This is a genomic window from Parashewanella sp. 2210YD4-3, assembly GCF_056591735.1.
The window spans coordinates 329,304-347,980 of record NZ_JBWQOG010000003.1; the positions used below are offsets into that span (position 1 = coordinate 329,304).

Here is an 18,677-nt window from a genome sequence, read left to right on the forward strand (position 1 = left end):
CAAAAAACAAATTGAAGTTGAACTAATTACTTAGTTTAATGCTTCTTTTGCTTTTTCAACTAAAGTTGCGAAAACAACTTTGTCGTATACTGCGATGTCTGCCAAAATCTTACGATCGATTTCGATAGACGCCTTCTTAAGACCGTTGATGAAACGGCTATAAGATAGACCATTTTGACGAGACGCTGCATTGATACGTGCAATCCATAGTTGACGGAATTGACGTTTCTTTTGACGACGGTCACGGTAAGCATATTGACCAGCTTTAGTTACAGCTTGTACTGCTACGCGATAAACGCGTGAACGAGCACCGTAATAACCTTTGGCAAGTTTCAGTACTTTCTTGTGACGAGCACGAGCGGTTACACCACGCTTAACTCTTGGCATTTTCTAATCTCCTAAATTAAGCGTATGGTAATTGACGCGCGATTGCTGGAACGTCAGACTTAGCAACAAGACACTTAGCACGCAAATGACGTTTACGCTTAGTGCTTTTCTTAGTCAAAATGTGACGAAGGTGAGCTTGCTTACGTTTAAAACCATTAGCAGTTTTCTTAAAACGCTTAGCAACACCCTTATCGGTTTTCATCTTAGGCATTGTATACTACTCCGCATTGGGAATGTTAATAAATAGCAAGGCGAAATGAGACTCCTAAAAGCCTCATTTACTTTTAAATAATTGCCCTACTTATTTCTTTTTAGGCGCTAGCACCATTACAGCTTGGCGACCTTCCATTTTCGGGAAAGACTCCACTACTGCAATTTCTTCCAAATCAGCTTTAATACGGTTCAAAAGAGCCATACCAATGCTTTGGTGTGCCATTTCACGGCCACGGAAACGCAGCGTAACTTTCGCTTTGTCACCATCGCTTAGAAAACGATTCAGGTTGCGTAGTTTTACCTGATAATCGTTTTCATCAGTTCCAGGACGGAATTTAACTTCCTTAACCTGAACCTGCTTTTGCTTTTTCTTCTGTTCTTTTTGAGCCTTAGCTTTATCGAACAAGAATTTTCCGTAGTCCATGATGCGACATACTGGAGGCTCAGCATTTGGACTAATCTCTACAAGGTCTAGCCCTGCTTCATCAGCTTTACTCTGAGCGTCTCTGATGTTCATGATACTTGGCTGCTCACCTTCAGCACCACTTAATCTAACTTCAGTTACACCAGTAATTTCATCATTGATTCTATTGGCAGCGTCTTTGCGTCCGCCTGTTCTCTTAGTCTTTATGACTTATTCCTCCAAAAGATTTAGACTACGGAGCGAAATTTGTTCACGGATTTTAGCGGCAAAGGAGTCAATACTCAACTTACCTAAATCTTTTCCGTCTCGGGTTCGCACCGCGACTTCCCTATTTTCCATTTCTTGGTCACCTACGACCAGCAAATAAGGAACACGTCGTAACGTGTGCTCGCGTATTTTAAAGCCTATCTTCTCGTTTCTCAAGTCACTTGATGCACGAATATCTTGCTTTTTAAATAATCCGACTACTTCTTGTACATAATCAGCTTGTTTATCAGTGATATTCATCACAACAACTTGTGATGGTGCTAACCAAGTTGGGAAACGACCAGCGTATTCTTCAATCAGAATACCGATGAAACGCTCCAATGAACCTAAAATGGCACGGTGGATCATTACTGGAGTTTGACGACTTCCATCTTCTGCTACATAAGTTGCACCTAAACGAGATGGTAACGCGTAATCTAATTGTACAGTACCACACTGCCAAGCACGATCTAAACAGTCATGAAGTGTGAACTCGATCTTAGGGCCGTAAAATGCGCCCTCGCCTTCAAGAATACTGTACTCAATATTGTTGTTAGCTAAAGCTTGCTTTAATGCTTCTTCTGCTCTATCCCACATATCATCATCACCGATACGTTTTTCTGGTCGAGTAGAAAGCTTAACAACAATATCTTCAAAGCCGAAAGTTGAGTATGTATCATAAACCATCTTGATACATTTACTCACTTCTTGTTGAACTTGATCATCAGTACAAAATACGTGCGCATCATCTTGAGTAAAACCACGTACGCGCATTAGACCATGAAGCGAACCTGATGGTTCATTACGATGACAACAACCAAACTCAGCCATACGCAGTGGTAAATCACGGTATGACTTTAAACCTTGATTGAAAATTTGAACGTGACCAGGGCAGTTCATCGGCTTAAGTGCGTAATCACGAGCTTCACTATGCGTAGTGAACATGGCTTCTGAGTATTTATCCCAGTGACCAGAACGCTCCCATAGTACGCGATCCATGATCATAGGACCTTTAACTTCATCGTAGTCATAATCAACTAACTTAGTACGAACAAACGTTTCTAGCTCACGGAAAATACTCCAACCATCGTTATGCCAAAACACCATGCCCGGTGCTTCTTCTTGCATATGATATAGGTCAAGCTGTTTACCAATTTTACGATGATCGCGTTTTGCCGCTTCTTCTAGGCGATTTAAGTAAGCTTTTAATGCTTTTTTATCAGCCCAAGCTGTACCGTAGATACGCTGCAGCATTTTATTATTTGAATCACCACGCCAGTATGCTCCTGCAACACTCATAAGCTTAAAGTGCTGGCAAAACTTCATGTTTGGTACGTGGGGACCACGACACATGTCGATGTATTCTTCGTGATGGTACAAAGCAGGCGTTGAGTCTTGACTGATATTTTCGTCAAGGATTTGTATCTTATAGGTTTCCCCACGAGCTTCAAACGTGTCTCTAGCCGTTTGCCAACTGCCAACTTTTTTAACTACGTTATAGTTAGTTTTGGCTAGTTGAAGCATGCGCTTTTCTAGAGCATCAATATCTTCTTGAGTCAGTTTATGATCAAGATCAACATCGTAATAGAAGCCATTGTCGATCACTGGCCCAATTGCCATTTTGACATCTGGCCACAATTGCTTAATGGCATGACCTAATAAATGAGCACAAGAATGACGCAGGATCTCTACTCCTTCATCATCTTTTGCAGTAATGATTGAAAGCTCAGAATCAGTTTCGATAATGTCACATGCATCTTTTAGTTCACCATTAACTCGACCAGCGATACAAGCTTTTGCAAGACCGGGACCGATATCAGCGGCAACATCATATGTAGAGACAGGTTGTGCAAACTCGCGTTTGCTTCCATCAGGAAGTGTAATAACAGGCATAAAATTTCCTTTCCAGTGGTGACCCATACGAAGGGCCACTTGGGTAGTAGTTTGAAATTCAATTAGAGGGTTAGCCTATACCAGAGTCTAATTATTCCCCAATTGATTGAAGCCATATAATACGTGATTGCTATTAACGACCGCAAACAAAGATTAAATTTTTTTGAATTTAATTTTGAGACTTAGACAAGTTCAAAATCTGTTCTATTATTAAATTCCCTTTGGGTATTGATTCACGTAAATACTGAGGTACAAGGATGTTAAAAATTGTAGTATTTGCAGCGATATCATCAATGAATATTTCGATGTATAGCTTGCCAAAAATAGAAGTAGAACTTGAAAATCATTTAGAAACCCCACAATCAAAAGCCCTTTTACTAAAAGACATAGAGCAAGGACTGAAAACACAGCATTTACAAATGTTAGACAGAATCCGTAAAGAAGATTTTTTTGACCAAGGCTTAGACATTCAAAAAGTAAGCTTTCCAAAAATCAAAAAAGTTGATGACCAAAACAAACCTATAGAATATTAAATTAATTCTTTGGTTTTAAGTACACGTTCAACTGTATCCACAATTGACTGTGTCTGAGCATCAATTTCAATATTAAGAAATGTACCCGATCCCGCTTCACTTAAGTTCGTTAACTTAAGTGTTTCAGGGATTAAATAAAGCTCAAAAGTATTATTCTCCACTTTTCCTATTGTTAAGCTACAACCGTTTACAGCAATAAAACCCTTATACAATATATATTTCATCCATGTAGGAGCAACCTCTAGTTTCAAGTTGAAGTAATCGTCAGTATTCTTAACTGAGACGACTTTTGCTTGGGTATGAATATGCCCTGAAACAAGATGCCCTCCGATCTCATCTCCAAATGACAATGATCTTTCAATATTTACTTGATGCCCCTGGCTAACAACATCTAGATTTGTAACCCTTAATGTTTCTTCCATTACATCAAAAAACACCTTATCATCTCGTTGCTCAGTAACTGTCAAACACACGCCGTTAACAGCAACGCTTGCACCACTTACTAAGTTTTTACAAAACTCAGCTTTAATAGCGATCCCAAATTGCTTTAGGCCGTGCTGTTTATTAATTGAAACTACTTCAGCTGTTGTTTGTACAATTCCTGTGAACATTTAATTATTCTCTTCAGTTATAAAGGTGTATGAATGAATCATTTCGGGTATCAAGCTAAACGTTTATTTCAGCTCGCAGCCCCGATATTTATCGCGCAAATAACCCAAACATTGATGGGATTTACTGATACGGTTATGGCAGGTCAAATTAGTGCTACTGATATGGCTGCCGTAGCCATCGGTACCAGTTTATGGTTTCCGCCATTTCTATTTATTTTGGGCATATTGATGGCATACACACCAGTGGTATCTGGGCATCATGGTGCCAATAGCACAGAAAAAATTCGACCTCTTATTCATCAAGCTGCTTACATTGCCTTAATCGGGGCAATTTTAGTTATGCTAGCACTGAGTTTTTCTTCACTCATTCTCTCAAAAATGTCCCTAGAACCCAAGTTAGCTGAATTGGCAAAAGGCTATATTGATGCTGTTTTATGGGGAGCGCCAGCTTTTATGCTTTATCAAACGCTAAGGGGATGTAGTGAAGGAATTTCTTATACTTTGCCGACCATGGTGATTGGGTTTATTGGTTTACTAATTAATATTCCTGCAAACTATATATTTATCCATGGATATTTTGGAGCGCCTGAAATGGGTGGTGCTGGTTGTGGTGTGGCAACAGCACTTGTAATGTGGTGCACGCTATTTAGCATGGCTATATATATACATTTCCATCCAAAATTCAAACAAATAAAGTTATTTAATAAATTATACAAACCAGATTTATCAGTAATAAAATCATTAATCATATTAGGCTTACCAATAGGTTTATCCGTTTTATTTGAGGTCAGCTTATTTTCAGTTATTGCTCTCATGCTTGCACCACTAGGATCAAATGTTGTAGCAAGTCATCAGATAGCACTAAATTTTTCATCACTGGTATTTATGCTTCCATTATCCATTGGAATGGCTGTTTCAATTCGAGTAGGATATTACGTTGGACGTGGAAATATTAGTTTATCAAAAACTGCTACCAAGGTTGGATTAGCCGTCGGATTGATTATGGCCGTAGTTACAGCTATCTTTACCCTCTTATTTAAAGAACAAATCGCTTTGATCTACAACGATAATCCTATTGTTGTACAAATGGCTGTCGCACTGATGGGCCTTGCTGCCATGTATCAAATTTCAGATGCTATCCAAGTTGTCGCAGCAGGCGCTTTGCGTGGTTACAAAGACAATACTGTCACTTTTTTCATTACCTTAGCATCTTACTGGGGGGTAGGAGTGACGCTCGGATATATTCTAGGTAAAACGAGTCTTATTGTAACTCCTATGGGAGCCAAAGGTTTTTGGATAGGGCTCATTGCAGGGTTAACGACAGCAGCTATATTATTCTTTTGGCGTTTACATTTCACTCAAAATAGAGCGGCGCATCAAATTAAAACTATTAATTATTAAGCAAGTCGCATATAAAACCAGCGAACAAGTTAGTAATCGTAAATTCGGACTTGCGCTTATCACTGCTTCAACCTAAGATAAGCGCCATCGGACATCATGTCCCATTTCAAAATACAACCGTAGCTCAGTTGGTTAGAGCACCACCTTGACATGGTGGGGGTCGGTGGTTCGAATCCACTCGGTTGTACCATTATCTTACTGATTCAATTCAAGTTTTTCTGTTAGAATTTTTAACAAATATTTCAATGCGCAAAATCGGCGCAAAACTCGCGCAAAACCCCTGCCCTTTATTAAGCAAATTTGTCTTAAATACTCTCTGTTCTATAAAGTAGTTTTACTAGCTTAACGTTTGAATATGGCTAAATTGAGGAAAAGATATTTAGAACAGTTTTGCAGCACAACTTTCTTGAATGCACCAAAATACCTATACATCTATTAATCAGGCTAATTGGTCTTTGTGTTCTGTCTAGCATTGCAATAAACAATTTCAGGGTAACGAAGGTGATCAATTCACTTCATTAACCACAATCTATTGTAAACAATGAATATTTCAAAAGTTAATTCTATTCTTTCAAGGGTGATCTCTAGGGTAATATAGGGGTAACCAGATTACCCTATAAAAATTAATATTCTCAAAATATAAATTGTTTATTAATCAATAACATTACCTTAGTGGTAACTTTTGATCACCTTTTAGGGGTAACGGCTTTTATGATTTTTAATCAATAGGTTATCTAGAATTCTAGTGAGAGATCACCTTTGTTACCCCTGAGCCAAATCGTGCCTATATCCAAACATCATTAGGAGCAGTTAACTCCCCTTCTTCTCCTGTATTGATCACACCTCTTGGTTCGATAAGCATTACTGAGCACTCATTCTTTGTTGATGGTTTGTGTAAAACGCCTTTTGGTACGACGCACATCTCACCAGTGGCTAATTCAACATGCCCATCTTCAAACTCGATGGTCATATTACCTTCAATCACGAGAAACACCTCATCAGTATCATCGTGTTTGTGCCATGTGAATTCATCTTTAAATTTTGCCAATTTAAACTGATAGTCATTCATTTCAGCGACAACCTTTGGAGACCAATGTTCTGAAAACTTAGTCAGCTTTTCTGTGATATTGATTTTTGTTTGTTTCATGATGGCGTTTTGTCCTGATTCACTTACGAGAAGGGTTGTATGCAAACTCTAGTCGATTTCCGCTGGGTTCTCTGATCATCATATGGATTGTTTTGCTATTACCATTCGGCTGCGGAGCAAACTCAATAACCACATCTTTGATGGACTTAAAAGTTTCGTGAAGTTGATTCAAGTCTTCAAGGCTCGCTACAGATAACGCTAAATGGTGAAGACCGACATTATTCTTTCGATCAAACTCAACAATTTTAGTTTCATTTTGAGTTTTCCATAATGTCAGAAAAATAGAACCATCAGTTACAAAAATAGACGGATAATCAGGATAACCCCCAGCCTTTCTCCAGCCCAAAGTTTCAATGAAGAACTCAGATGAACGCTTAAGGTTCTTTACCGTTAAACCTAAATGATTTAACCCTTGAGTCATCACTCTTTTAGACGGTTGTTGATCTGCTGCGAAAACTTGAGTTAAAGCCCCAGCAGACAATGCTGCAATTGATAGTGCCAGTACTTTGAAATTCATTATTTATAAGCCCTTTAAATTTACTTCCTTTTACTGACCAGAGAAACCAACAAAAATGTTCAATCCAGTTAACAATATGTTACTTTAAATTTTTTACAGCATTGATTGTTATGTTTAATCTGTAGCCAACATAGCAAAATCATGCAGCGGATTAGTCATGAGCTTGATAACAAAACTTATTCCATTGGTTCTGATTTTCACTTCAAACGTATCCTCGGCATTTGATTGTGACTCTGATTGCCGACTAGCCAAAGGAAAGAGGCATTCGCTAAAGAAAGATTTGAGTGCAATAGAAACAAAAACCTCTGGCCGGCTTGGTATTGCTCTCTTAGACACGAAAAGCGGAAAAACATTCAGCTATAAAGGAGATGATCGTTTTCCTCTTATGAGTACGTTTAAAGTATTGGCTTGTGCCAAGATGTTCGACGATATAAACAAAGAGATAATATCCAGAAAAGATAGTTCCTCAATAAAGAGGGAAGATTTAATTACTTGGTCACCAGTAACCAAAAAGCTTGTTAACAAAAAGATTAGTGTTTTCGATGCTTGTAAGGCAACAATGCTAACCAGCGACAACACTGCCGCTAATATAGTTTTAGAGCACATTGGTGATTCAGCTGCTTTGACTCAATTTTTGCGAAATCATGGTGACAGCACGACAAGACTCGACCGAATTGAGCCTGATCTGAATATGGCAGAAGTCGGTGATCACAGAGACACTACAACTCCAATCGCTATGGTGAGAACATTTCACCGTCTTATTTATGGTGATGATTTAGATTCTGAATCTAAAACTCAGCTCAGATCTTGGATGCAGAAAAATATCATTTCTGACTCACTACTCCGCTCTGTACTACCCACCAATTGGAAAATAGCTGATAGAACTGGCGCTGGGAGCAATGGTTCACGAGGTATCGTCGCTTCTATATGGAAACAGGATCATCCACCTATCATTATGAGTATTTATCTCACTGAAACCAACTTATCACTTAGAGAGCGTAATCAAGTAATCGCAGAAATTGGACAATTAATTTTCAAGGAATATATGGTCGAATGAAAAAGTTAGTTTTGCCATGTTTCATGTTCAGGCCTTTGCTTTAATGCATATATAGTAATGTACACAAGATCAGGAATAACCAGACATTGGAATGTTATGAAAAATCTAATATTGACACTTTTAGCTTTATATTATGCCGTTGCTTCATGTTCAGCATTTGCTAATTCTATAAATCAAAAGTTGGACAACAGCTTAGAAAAAATAAGAAGTGATAATAATATACCTGCGATGGCGATTGGGGTTCTTGATAGTGGAAAAATTATTTATCAAAAAGGCTTTGGCAAAACATCGACTAGTCAAAATGTGACTCATACAACTAAGTTCAGGGTCGCTTCAATAACAAAGTTATTCACTTCACAAGCTGTGATGCAATTGGTCGAGCAAGAAAAGGTAAGCCTCAATGATGACATTGGTAAATATTTACCTGAACTCGTTGGTAAAAATATCTCGATACTCGAACTAATGACTCATCACTCTGGTTTGCAAGACGCGTTAAAGCCCGAAAAAGTTAGTAAGCAGCGCTCTATTAATCAATATTTAAAACTCTCAATCAAGGCACAGAATCAACAGCAAAAATCATTTGAATATGCTGATTTAAACTACAATGTGCTCGGAGCAATTATTTCTAAAGTTAGCAAAAAACCATACCCTCGCTACATCTACGATCATATTATAAAGCCCTTAAACCTCGTTAATACTGGCTTCAAGAATTTAGATAACTCGTATACTCCCGATGTTGAAGCTTATATCAATAGCTGGCCTTTGAGAAAAGCATCAATGCGACCATTTGATCCGTCTTTCGCTCCAAGCGAGGGTTTAATTACAAATACCACTGACCTATTAACATGGTTAGCAGCCACACTGTCCAATGAAATACCATTAATTACACAAAAAACTTTTCAAAAAATGATTTCACCAAGAAAGGCTACAACATGGGGTAAGATCAAAATGGGTTTGGGTTGGCAAGTGTATAACAACAAATATGGCAGAGTGATTCGACATGCAGGATCATTTAAAGGCGTTAAAGCTTTGCTGATCGCATATCCTGATACTCAGCGTGGGATCATTATTCTAACGAACGCAGATGAAGTACCCAGATGGGATATTGCCGCACAAATAAACAGAATCTTAGACAATGATTCGAATTAACTTGATAAATTATTTATGGCAAATCTAGAGTGCGCTCTCAATTAAGCTGCAAATAAACTATGTAAAGTCAATTAGGTGTAATAAGCAACAAGAAATGCTCAACACCGTATGGCAGGTATGTTTTTCCAATCGGTTGTGTATTGCGGTGTTAAGAAGGCTCGGCGCATGCCCCATTTAACTTCTGTGCCCTGCGCTGAAACGAAAACGGTATCTCGACCATATCTGTGGTTCAATTTATCGATGGTTTGCATCAACTCTGGTTTACTCATTGGTTTATCAAACATATCGAGTTGCTGATGCTTTGCGTCAGTTAGATCTAATAACCCTACACCGACTTTGTAATAACGAACGCCCATCACAAATAGCTCATTAACCACTTCTGAAACGCCTTTACTTAACTCTAAAGTGCAGTTGGTTGGTCTTGCAAACTTCACCAATCTTTTAAAGTATCTTTGATTATCATCATGGGGGGAGCTGTGAACAAAAACTAATACGTGCGTACACGCTGAGTTTTGTTTACGAGCTTTGGCAGCAGCAATCCCAATGTGCTTACACAAGGCTTGTTGTAACTCATTTTCTATTGTTATCCGGTTGCCCATACTTCGGGTAGAAAATATTTGCTTCATATCAGCTCTAACTTCATCCCACGTTTTACATGCAATGCCATTCAGTTCATTAATTGTGCGCTCAACTTCAACGTTGAACTGCTTTCTTGCTAACTTAGGAGGCATACGAGCTAACTCATAAGCGGTATGGATTTTCATCAGATGCAATTTTGCAGAAAGCTTTCTTCCTATGCCCCATATTTCTTCAACAGGCGTATTCATCAATATTTCAGCAGTTTTATTGGCTGAGTCGAGGACACAAACGCCTTGATAGTCTCTTTCATTTTTGGCTGTATGATTAGCTAACTTGGCAAGCGTCAAGGTTTCCCCAACACCAACGCACACAGGTAAACGAGTTTCTTTCCATACCGTTTTTCTGATTAATTGACCGTGTGAAACTAAATCAGGAATAGTCTTATCAATATTTTTGAAAGATAGAAACGTCTCATCTATCGAATATACATGTTGTTCTGGTGCAAACTGACCTATCACTTGCATCAATTTTGCTGACAGGTCTGCATACAACTCATAGTTTGATGAGCAGACTATAACGCCCTTTTGCTCACACAAATGCCGAGCTTGAAAGTATGGAATGAATTTTTTGATCCCAGCTTCTTTTGCTCTGCGGTTTGCAGCAACAATACAACCATCATTGTTACTCAATACAATAATCGGTTTGTCTCGCCAATCAGGACGAAACACCGCTTCTGCAGAACAATAAAAGCTATTAGCATCAACTAATGCAAACACTGCATTCTCTGGATCAGATTGCTAGGACGATGACAGCGAATTGAACGCACAACTACACCTTCAATACTAAATACATCATATTGATTAATAGGAACAGCTTGGTACTTTTCATTTGCCGAAAGTAGTTGCCTTCTTATTGGGTCAATGATCTTACATACAAATTCGCCGTTTAGATTAGCAACAATCACATCCATTTCTTGAAGCGTGACATGTCGATCAACAATCAAAATATCATTATCAAAAATACCAACACCTTGCATACTGTCACCCATTGCCTGACCAATGAAGGTTGCGCTTGGATGCTCAATCAATAACTGATCCAAACTTAATGCAAGCTGTGAATATTCTGCTGCTGGAGACTCAAAACCTGAGATCCCTGCTTGGGCAAAAAGTGGAATTACTCTCATATTTACGTAATACTGTTTATTTACACAGTATGTATTGGCAATAATAATCACACTTAGTAAATTCAACATTGTAAAAACTTGATAATGCTTGAGTATTAGTTTGCAATAAGTTTTTTTTGTTATAAATTTGTTGGCTACATTTGGGAAGCTGTGAAAATAAAAAAGCAGAGCTTAGTTAGCCACTAAAACTAAAGCTGTATGTTAGGGTGTATTTTTGAACATTAAAAAATTACTTAAGTTTTACAAGGACTGCTTTAATGAAGATAGTGCTGATTTAAACCTCTGGAACCTAAATAAACTTAAAAGTGAAGATCGCTTCATGCTAACTGGTCACGATGAGCTGCTATCTAACACCGTCCTTAGACTACCTATTCCTAGTGATTTTGCGACTCCCCTTTCAAAACGTGTAGAAATCTATGCAAGAGAAAGAGTTTTACTCTATGTTAATTTTATCGTTTCAGGAAACTTAGAAATTAACGGTGAGAAAAAGAATGTTTTTTCTCCATTAATTTACACTGAAGCTGATTTAGAAAATGATAAAGGAGACTTTTACTTTAGCTCTGCGAGTCAAAAACATGTAGCTAACGAGCCTTTGATCAAATTGCTCATGCCAGAAGAGTACAACTACAAGCTTAATGAAGAAGAAATAACATTACCTGCTTATTGGACGTCATTTTTCAAGAATAGCCAGTTAGATATTGATGCTCTACAGTTATTGAATTTCCCTCGATTACAATCAGCAAAAGATCTAGATAAAAACGATAAAGGACTTAAGGTTTTACCTGCTTCAATGCTTATTTTTGTTGAGCGCTCTATAGCAAGTAGAGGTATTCTCCATGAATTGGAGGCTATGGTTAATGCAGATAAGTGGTCTACTCCTATAAATGATTTATTCAAGGGGGAATGCACTACAAGTTATAAGAATTCACTCAAGTATGATTATTTACCCGGACTATTATCTACTCCTCAAAAATCAATAATAGAGAGTGCGGCAAGCTTCGGAGTAAGTTGTGTTTCTGGACCACCCGGTACAGGAAAGAGCTATACAATTGCTGCAACCGCTGCTGAAAACATGGCTAGAGGAAAGACAGTTCTTATCGTTGCAGCAAATGATACTGCCTTAAATGTCATTGCAGCTAAACTAGAAGAAAACTTTCATTTAAATGACATTGCTATCAGAGCGGGACAAAACCAATATCTAAAGCAACTTAAAAGTTATCTGAATGATTTACTATCAGGTAATTTTGATAACTTATTGCGACCAGAAGTTATTAGCCATGAACCTGAATTGCAGGATCTTAATGGAGTCCTTACCAAGCTTGAAAAGAGTTTTGTTCGGTTCTGTAAAAAGTCAATAAAACGTGGGCAACATATCAAAAAATTAGAAGATATGCAGAGTGACCGTTTATTGAAAATATATAATTTTATTTTTGCAAGCCGTATCAAGCAACTCATTAATCAATGGGAAACTCTTGAAGATATTGATACTAAACATGAACACAGAGAAAAGCTTGCAAGTAAATATCTAAATTCTCTGAAACATCATAATCTTCAGAATTTAGTAAAAAATCACAGAAATGATTTACGAACATTTAATCAAGCTGTTAGAAGTCGCACTTCCAAACGACAATTTGAACTTTTTGAAGACATTGATTTTTCAAATGTGCTTTTGGCATTTCCAATTTGGTTAGCAAGTTTAGGGAGTCTGCATAGAGTGCTGCCTATGCATCGAGAGCTGTTTGATTTAGTCATCATAGATGAAGCATCTCAATGTAATATTTCTAGTTGCTTACCAGCACTATATAGAGCCAAAAAGGCTGTCATTGTAGGTGACACCAAACAACTCAGGCACTACTCATTCCTTTCAAAAGACAAAGAAAAACAATTACTCAAAATCAATAAAATTGTAGACCAGCTTGAACATACTGGATATAGAACATTGTCAATTTTAGACAAAGCTTTATTGTCGATAAATAATCATAGCCAGATAAATTTTCTCGACGAACATTTCAGAAGCAAGCCAGAGTTAATTAACTTCAGTAACAAAAAATTTTACAACAATCAATTAAAAGTAATGCAGCATCGACCATGTACAAGTAATGGTCATTTGCATTTGTATAGAGTCAATGGCAATAGAAACACAATGGGAGTTAATATTGCTGAAGCTGATAAAGCAATTGAAGAGATTAGATTACAAATTGATCTAGACAATCAACAAGGTATCTACCATTCAATAGGTGTTTTATCACCATTTAGAAAGCAAGCTGAATTTATTGCTAAACAAATAGTTGGTAATTTCACATCATCCGAGATAGAAAAGCACAAACTCTACTCAGCTACGGCATTCGGCTTTCAGGGTGAGGAAAGAGATATTATGTTAATTTCATTTTCTGTCGATAATAACTCAGCAAGAGCTGCTGCGTACTTAAACAAAGCCGATGTATTCAACGTTTCAATAACAAGGTCAAGACAAAAGCAAGTTGTCCTTCTATCAATTGATGAATCAGTCTTGCCTCATCACAGCCTACTACGAGAGTATATTCAATCTATACAACTATTTAACGCTGAACATTCAGCCAATGATAACATTGACGAATTCCAGCATGCACTGATAGAAGAGTTAAACGAAAAAGGCGTTGAAACTTGGGCTGGCTATAATATGGCAGGTGTTGAAATTGATCTTTTGTGCCGATTAAATGCTAATTACTTAGCTATAGACCTTATTGGCTACCCCGGTGAATGGGAGGATTTCTTTGAATTAGATACATATAAGGTTTTAGGAAGAGCTGGTATACCTATTATTCCTATCAGTTACGGACTGTGGAAAACAGAGCCTCACCTTTGCATAGATAAAATTATTTCATCGTTAAAAAGTTTAACCTCAAGGTAATGAAAAATGCACTCAAACTCAAGAGTTACTTATAGAGCATTATGGTTAATTGCTAGCTGTTATGCATTTCTTACTATCGTCTTTTATTTTCTTGATAAGGAAACATCTAATATTTTAGTAGAATTCGCTATTACGATATTCTACCCAGCTTTAGCGATAGGTTTTTTGATCGTTTCACTGAGAGAACGTAAAAAGAAACGACTGTTTACCGCATTCTCAAAATATTTTGTTTGCCTTTTTTCAATTGTAAGTATCATATTAGGCGGGTATCTAGTATATCGAGGTATTTTCGAAAAATCTCTGCTATCAGAAGGGGTTGGTATTATTGCGGTTTACCTTAGTCTATGCGCTTTGTTCATCTTTTACCCTATGCTAATTATAAAAAAATACATCAACAATAAGAGCTGAATAAGTGTGCTTATTTAATTCTCCTCTTCGTCATGAATATTATCAAGTATTAAATACCCAATTCCATTAACTCCCCTTCATCAAACCACCATCAATTTGAATCAAAAATTCGCAATTTGAGATAGCTTTTCGCAATCCCAAATTATTTGTTTTCTTAAGTGTTTACAGCCCTTGTTTGCCGTGTAATTTTTTGTGCATCAGACAATTTCAGCTTGATGCTTTCATGGATGTGAGTGTCTTTCATACTGATAAGACTTAGTAGGAAATGACAATGAACACAGCAAAACAACCACTACACTCCGACTCTGAGAAGGCACTTAGGGCGCTAGTCGCCCATCTTTTTTTAGCCTTAATCCTGATGCTTATTCCTGAATTGGCTTTCGCTGATCCTATTTCAGAAGGCGTCGATTGGGTGATGAATTTACTCACCAATGGCATTGCTCGCAGTGCTGCAATTATCGGTATTGCCATTCTTGGTTACTTGGCATGGTTCGGAAGGATAACGGGTGAAACCTGCGGCAAATATATTGCAGGGATTGTTCTGGTATTTGGTGGTTCAACCATTGTTGACCTGATCATTTCAGCCGTTAAGTAGGAGCTTGTTATGTCTCATCGTTATCAAGATCCCTTGTTTGTTGCTGTGACTCGTCCTGCGATGAAATGGGGCGTCACTTTAGATGGCATTATCGTCGCTGCGGCTTTTGTGGCGGTATTGATGATTGCAGCCAAAAATCCCTTTGTCTTACTGGTGTATTTTCCTTTGCATGGGTTGATGTACGGCATTTGCTTACGTGATCCTCGCAGCTTTCGCTTGTTACACCTTAGGTTACTGACTAAAGCCAAGTCTTTGGGCTGGCGTCAGTTTGGTGCGGCAAGTGCTGCGCCTTTAGTGTCTACTCGACACACGACTTATGAGATTGGCAGTTGGAGGATGGCGTAATGACCTTAAGCAAATTGCCTACCTTGTGGCAACGTGAAAACACGGCGAGCGAACACATTCCCTATCAGACGTTATGTGATACTCATACGATTAAAACCAGTAATGGTGAATACCTGCAAGTTTTGAAGTTACAAGGTATTGCTCATGAGACACAAGATCCTGAGCAGATTGAGATATTCAAAGAACAAATCAATCTTTTACTCCGCAACATTGCCAGTCCTAAAGTGTGTTTATGGTCGCATCTGATCCGTCGTGAACATCAGGTGTTTCCAGAAGGTGAATTTGATTGTGAGTTTGATAGAAAACTTAATCAAAAATACGCTGAGCAGATCTGCCAAAGCTCACTATTCATCAATGAGCTGTATCTCACCATAATCTACCGTGATGGAGTTACTGACTCCCTCAACCTTTTTAAGAAAACTCAGACTCAAGAGCAAGCGATTGCACAACAACTCTCAGCCATGAAAGCGTTAGATGAGGTGGTTGATACTGTTCATGCTTCATTGCATGATTACCAACCCGAACGGCTGGGTGTTTATTTTAAAGGCAAAAAATTCTACTCCGAGACTCTGACGTTTCTTGATTTTCTGATAAACGGTGATTGGCAAGTTCGTACTTGCCCAAGCAGTGATATTAGCAACGTATTGTCGCGCAAGCGCCCTTTTTTCCCTCACAACACCATTGCGCTACAAGGGATCTCTGATAAACAATATGCTGCTTGCATTGGCATTGCCGAATACCCAGAGCATACCGAAGCTGGTTTGTTAAATGCCCTACTTTCGGCGCCTTGTCGTTTTATCCTCAGCCAAAGTTTCCAGTTTTTATCTAAACCGTTAGCGACACAATTATTGATCAAACAACAAAACCGCCTCAATACCACGGGAGACTTAGCACAATCACAAGTTGCCGCCATCAGCCTAGCTTTAGATGAACTCACCTCCAATCGAATTGTGTATGGCGAACACCACCTTACCTTGACTCTATTGGCTGATTCACCCAATCAGCTTGAAAACCATCTGGCGAGTATCAAATCTCAACTGGCAGATTTATCCATCATTCCTGTTCGTGAAGACACTGCATTGGCTGCCGCTTATTGGTCACAGCTACCAGCGAATCATAAATATCGACCTCGACCTGCTCCAATCTCTTCTCGAAACTTTGCCGGGTTTTGTAGTTTTCATAACTACCCTTTAGGTAAGATTGATGGCAACCAATGGGGCGCAGCGGTAACGGTTTTTCAAACCGCCGCTGGTTCGCCTTATTACTTCAACTTTCATGAACAGAATTCCACCGAGTATCGGCAACAAAGTGCTACGTCCCAACACTTAGACATTGACCAAGAGGAGGATAAGCACTCTGAACCTAACAGGGATGCCACTCTCAAGGATGAGCACCATGCTTTAGGTAATACGCTCATTATCGGTGCATCTGGCTCTGGTAAAACAGTACTGCAAGGCTTTTTGATTTCACAAAGTAAGAAGTACAAACCCACACAAATTATTTTTGATAAAGACAGAGGCTTAGAGGTTTACGTTCGAGCATGCCGTGGTTTGTACCTGCCATTGAAAATGGGTAAACCTACGGGTTTTAATCCATTTCAAATTGATGATACTGCTGAAAACCGCCTGTTCTTAACGGCTTTGGTTGCCAAACTAATTGGTGGCTCTCTTACTCACACAGAGCAACAGCAAGTTGCCGAAGCGGTCAATGGCGTAATGGCATTATTCAAACCACTTAGAAGATTAAGCCGTTGTTTAGAATTTCTAGATCCTGTTGATGGCGATGGTTGCCATGCTCGCCTTAAGCAATGGTGCCAAGGAGGTGAACTAGCTTGGGTACTTGATAATCCGGCAGATGAACTTAATGTCAGTAACCAAATGCTGATGGCATTTGATGTTTCAGAGTTTTTGGATCACCCACAAGTGCGCACACCGATTGTGATGTATTTATTTCATCGCATTGAACAACTGATTGATGGACGCCGCTTACAAATCATCATGGATGAGTTTTGGAAATTACTGCTTGATGAGTATTTTCAGGATTTAGCCAACAACAAACAAAAAGTCATTCGTAAGCAGAATGGATTAATGATGTACGCCACTCAATCAGTGAAAGACGTCCTCAACTCACCAATTGCTCATACCCTTGTCGAACAGTGCGCCACCCTCATATTAATGCCAAATCCCAAAGCACGACGAGAGGACTACATTGATGGCCTTCATCTTACCGAACGTGAATTTGAGCTAATCAAAACTCAGCTTTCACCAAGTTCTCGTAAGTTCCTCGTTAAAACCAATTCCATAAGCATAGTTACAGGGCTCAACTTACAAGGCTTTGATGAAGAACTGGCAGTAATCTCTGGCACCACTGATAAGGTCAAACTCCTTCGTAAACTGATCAGAGAAGTCGGCAGAGATCCAACAGATTGGCTTCCAGCTTATTACCAAGCATTAAAAGACAAGCGAGGTCAGCAATGAAACGGCTGTTTGTCTTATGCTTGTTATCGCAATCGGTTTTTGCTTTTCCTGTCATTGATATAGCGAACCTGCATCAAAACATCATTCAGGTGAAACATTTACTAGAAGAAATCGACACCCTGAAGCAGCAAGTCAAAACCGCTAAATCTCAACTCAGCAGCATTAACGGTATACGTCACATGGGTAATGCCATCGATAGCGTGTATGACGTGGCAGTGAAAGTTGACCCAAACCTAACCTTAAAAAACCAAGGGTTACACAACAGCCAGTGGCTGCAATTAGGCGGTGATGTTGCCGAACTTTATGACGATGTAAATCGTTATCGAGGTCAGTGGATGGGACAAACACAAATATCACTGCAACAAACCCAGGCACGTTACCAACAACTTATGAGGTTGATACAAAAAATTGATAACGCACCACAACAAAAAGACATCGAAGACTTACAAGCTCGAATCGATGCCGAAGGTGTGATGCTCACCAATGAGCAAGCCAAACTACAGTTGTTGCAAGCACAAGCCAAAGCGAGTGATGCGTTAACACAGCAACGTATTACCCAAATGGCAGTGGAATCTGCTGGCGAGCTTCACCCTATTCATTTGAACTATTAATTTGACCCAAG

18 protein-coding genes and 1 tRNA gene are annotated in these 18,677 nt (G+C 38.8%); 10 read left to right on the plus strand and 9 right to left on the minus strand.

Annotated features, from left to right (window positions below; genetic code table 11):
* Nucleotides 1–30: 30 nt before the first annotated feature.
* From rplT to thrS, 4 genes are all read right to left on the minus strand, one after another.
* Entirely contained in the window at nucleotides 31–387 is a 357-nt protein-coding gene (rplT, locus tag AC1EU0_RS06710; RefSeq protein WP_480301403.1) for a 50S ribosomal protein L20, read from the minus strand.
* 16 nt (nucleotides 388–403) lie between these two features.
* Nucleotides 404–598: a 50S ribosomal protein L35 gene (gene rpmI / locus AC1EU0_RS06715; protein ID WP_011496149.1), complete on the minus strand. Its 195-nt coding sequence runs from the start codon at nucleotides 596–598 to the stop codon at nucleotides 404–406.
* Nucleotides 599–688: 90 nt separating this feature from the next.
* The gene (gene infC / locus AC1EU0_RS06720; protein ID WP_480301569.1) at nucleotides 689–1,231 is read right to left on the minus strand and encodes a translation initiation factor IF-3; all 543 of its coding nucleotides are present in this window, start codon (nucleotides 1,229–1,231) and stop codon (nucleotides 689–691) included.
* 3 nt (nucleotides 1,232–1,234) lie between these two features.
* On the minus strand, nucleotides 1,235–3,163 hold the full coding sequence (gene thrS / locus AC1EU0_RS06725; RefSeq protein WP_480301405.1) for a threonine--tRNA ligase: 1,929 nt from the start codon (nucleotides 3,161–3,163) through the stop codon (nucleotides 1,235–1,237).
* 257 nt (nucleotides 3,164–3,420) lie between these two features.
* Between thrS and AC1EU0_RS06730 the strand changes: the two genes are divergently transcribed.
* The gene (locus AC1EU0_RS06730; protein ID WP_480301407.1) at nucleotides 3,421–3,696 is read left to right on the plus strand and encodes a hypothetical protein; all 276 of its coding nucleotides are present in this window, start codon (nucleotides 3,421–3,423) and stop codon (nucleotides 3,694–3,696) included.
* Here the strand turns inward: AC1EU0_RS06730 and AC1EU0_RS06735 are convergent.
* A complete protein-coding gene (locus AC1EU0_RS06735) occupies nucleotides 3,693–4,307 on the minus strand; it encodes a riboflavin synthase subunit alpha (protein WP_480301409.1) in 615 nt (204 codons plus the stop codon). The two genes, AC1EU0_RS06730 and AC1EU0_RS06735, sit on opposite strands and share 4 nt — an antisense overlap.
* A gap of 33 nt (nucleotides 4,308–4,340) precedes the next feature.
* Here AC1EU0_RS06735 and AC1EU0_RS06740 point away from each other — a divergent pair, with 33 nt between their 5' ends.
* Together AC1EU0_RS06740 and AC1EU0_RS06745 are read left to right on the plus strand one after the other, a co-directional pair.
* A complete protein-coding gene (locus tag AC1EU0_RS06740; RefSeq protein WP_480301411.1) occupies nucleotides 4,341–5,708 on the plus strand; it encodes an MATE family efflux transporter in 1,368 nt (455 codons plus the stop codon).
* Nucleotides 5,709–5,821: 113 nt separating this feature from the next.
* Nucleotides 5,822–5,898, plus strand: a tRNA-Val gene (locus AC1EU0_RS06745).
* 594 nt (nucleotides 5,899–6,492) lie between these two features.
* Here AC1EU0_RS06745 and AC1EU0_RS06750 read toward each other — a convergent pair.
* Both AC1EU0_RS06750 and AC1EU0_RS06755 read right to left on the minus strand, forming a co-directional pair.
* On the minus strand, nucleotides 6,493–6,855 hold the full coding sequence (locus tag AC1EU0_RS06750) for a cupin domain-containing protein (protein WP_480301413.1): 363 nt from the start codon (nucleotides 6,853–6,855) through the stop codon (nucleotides 6,493–6,495).
* A gap of 19 nt (nucleotides 6,856–6,874) precedes the next feature.
* Nucleotides 6,875–7,372 carry a VOC family protein gene (locus tag AC1EU0_RS06755; RefSeq protein ID WP_480301414.1) on the minus strand — a complete coding sequence of 166 codons (498 nt, stop codon included), beginning with the start codon at nucleotides 7,370–7,372 and terminating at the stop codon, nucleotides 6,875–6,877.
* A 157-nt stretch (nucleotides 7,373–7,529) separates the two neighbouring features.
* Here AC1EU0_RS06755 and bla point away from each other — a divergent pair, with 157 nt between their 5' ends.
* A complete protein-coding gene (gene bla, locus AC1EU0_RS06760) occupies nucleotides 7,530–8,429 on the plus strand; it encodes a class A beta-lactamase (protein WP_480301416.1) in 900 nt (299 codons plus the stop codon).
* 96 nt (nucleotides 8,430–8,525) lie between these two features.
* Nucleotides 8,526–9,578 carry a serine hydrolase domain-containing protein gene (locus tag AC1EU0_RS06765; RefSeq protein ID WP_480301417.1) on the plus strand — a complete coding sequence of 351 codons (1,053 nt, stop codon included), beginning with the start codon at nucleotides 8,526–8,528 and terminating at the stop codon, nucleotides 9,576–9,578.
* A 98-nt stretch (nucleotides 9,579–9,676) separates the two neighbouring features.
* Here the strand turns inward: AC1EU0_RS06765 and AC1EU0_RS06770 are convergent, their stop codons facing one another.
* Nucleotides 9,677–10,933, minus strand: a complete 1,257-nt coding sequence (locus AC1EU0_RS06770; protein ID WP_480301419.1) for a Y-family DNA polymerase — start codon at nucleotides 10,931–10,933, stop codon at nucleotides 9,677–9,679.
* On the minus strand, nucleotides 10,921–11,340 hold the full coding sequence (locus AC1EU0_RS06775) for a LexA family protein (RefSeq protein WP_480301421.1): 420 nt from the start codon (nucleotides 11,338–11,340) through the stop codon (nucleotides 10,921–10,923). Before AC1EU0_RS06775 ends, AC1EU0_RS06770 begins: the two co-directional genes overlap by 13 nt.
* A 214-nt stretch (nucleotides 11,341–11,554) precedes the next feature.
* Here AC1EU0_RS06775 and AC1EU0_RS06780 point away from each other — a divergent pair, with 214 nt between their 5' ends.
* From AC1EU0_RS06780 to AC1EU0_RS06800, 5 genes are all read left to right on the plus strand, one after another.
* Nucleotides 11,555–14,230 carry an AAA domain-containing protein gene (locus AC1EU0_RS06780; protein ID WP_480301422.1) on the plus strand — a complete coding sequence of 892 codons (2,676 nt, stop codon included), beginning with the start codon at nucleotides 11,555–11,557 and terminating at the stop codon, nucleotides 14,228–14,230.
* A gap of 679 nt (nucleotides 14,231–14,909) precedes the next feature.
* Nucleotides 14,910–15,233, plus strand: a complete 324-nt coding sequence (locus AC1EU0_RS06785) for a TrbC/VirB2 family protein (RefSeq protein ID WP_480301424.1) — start codon at nucleotides 14,910–14,912, stop codon at nucleotides 15,231–15,233.
* A gap of 9 nt (nucleotides 15,234–15,242) precedes the next feature.
* Nucleotides 15,243–15,578 carry a VirB3 family type IV secretion system protein gene (locus tag AC1EU0_RS06790; protein ID WP_480301426.1) on the plus strand — a complete coding sequence of 112 codons (336 nt, stop codon included), beginning with the start codon at nucleotides 15,243–15,245 and terminating at the stop codon, nucleotides 15,576–15,578.
* The gene (locus tag AC1EU0_RS06795) at nucleotides 15,578–18,055 is read left to right on the plus strand and encodes a VirB4 family type IV secretion/conjugal transfer ATPase (RefSeq protein ID WP_480301428.1); all 2,478 of its coding nucleotides are present in this window, start codon (nucleotides 15,578–15,580) and stop codon (nucleotides 18,053–18,055) included. Before AC1EU0_RS06790 ends, AC1EU0_RS06795 begins: the two co-directional genes overlap by 1 nt.
* Nucleotides 18,052–18,666, plus strand: coding sequence for a type IV secretion system protein (locus AC1EU0_RS06800; protein ID WP_480301429.1), 615 nt, complete (start codon nucleotides 18,052–18,054; stop codon nucleotides 18,664–18,666). Before AC1EU0_RS06795 ends, AC1EU0_RS06800 begins: the two co-directional genes overlap by 4 nt.
* The last annotated feature ends 11 nt before the right edge of the window (nucleotides 18,667–18,677 follow it).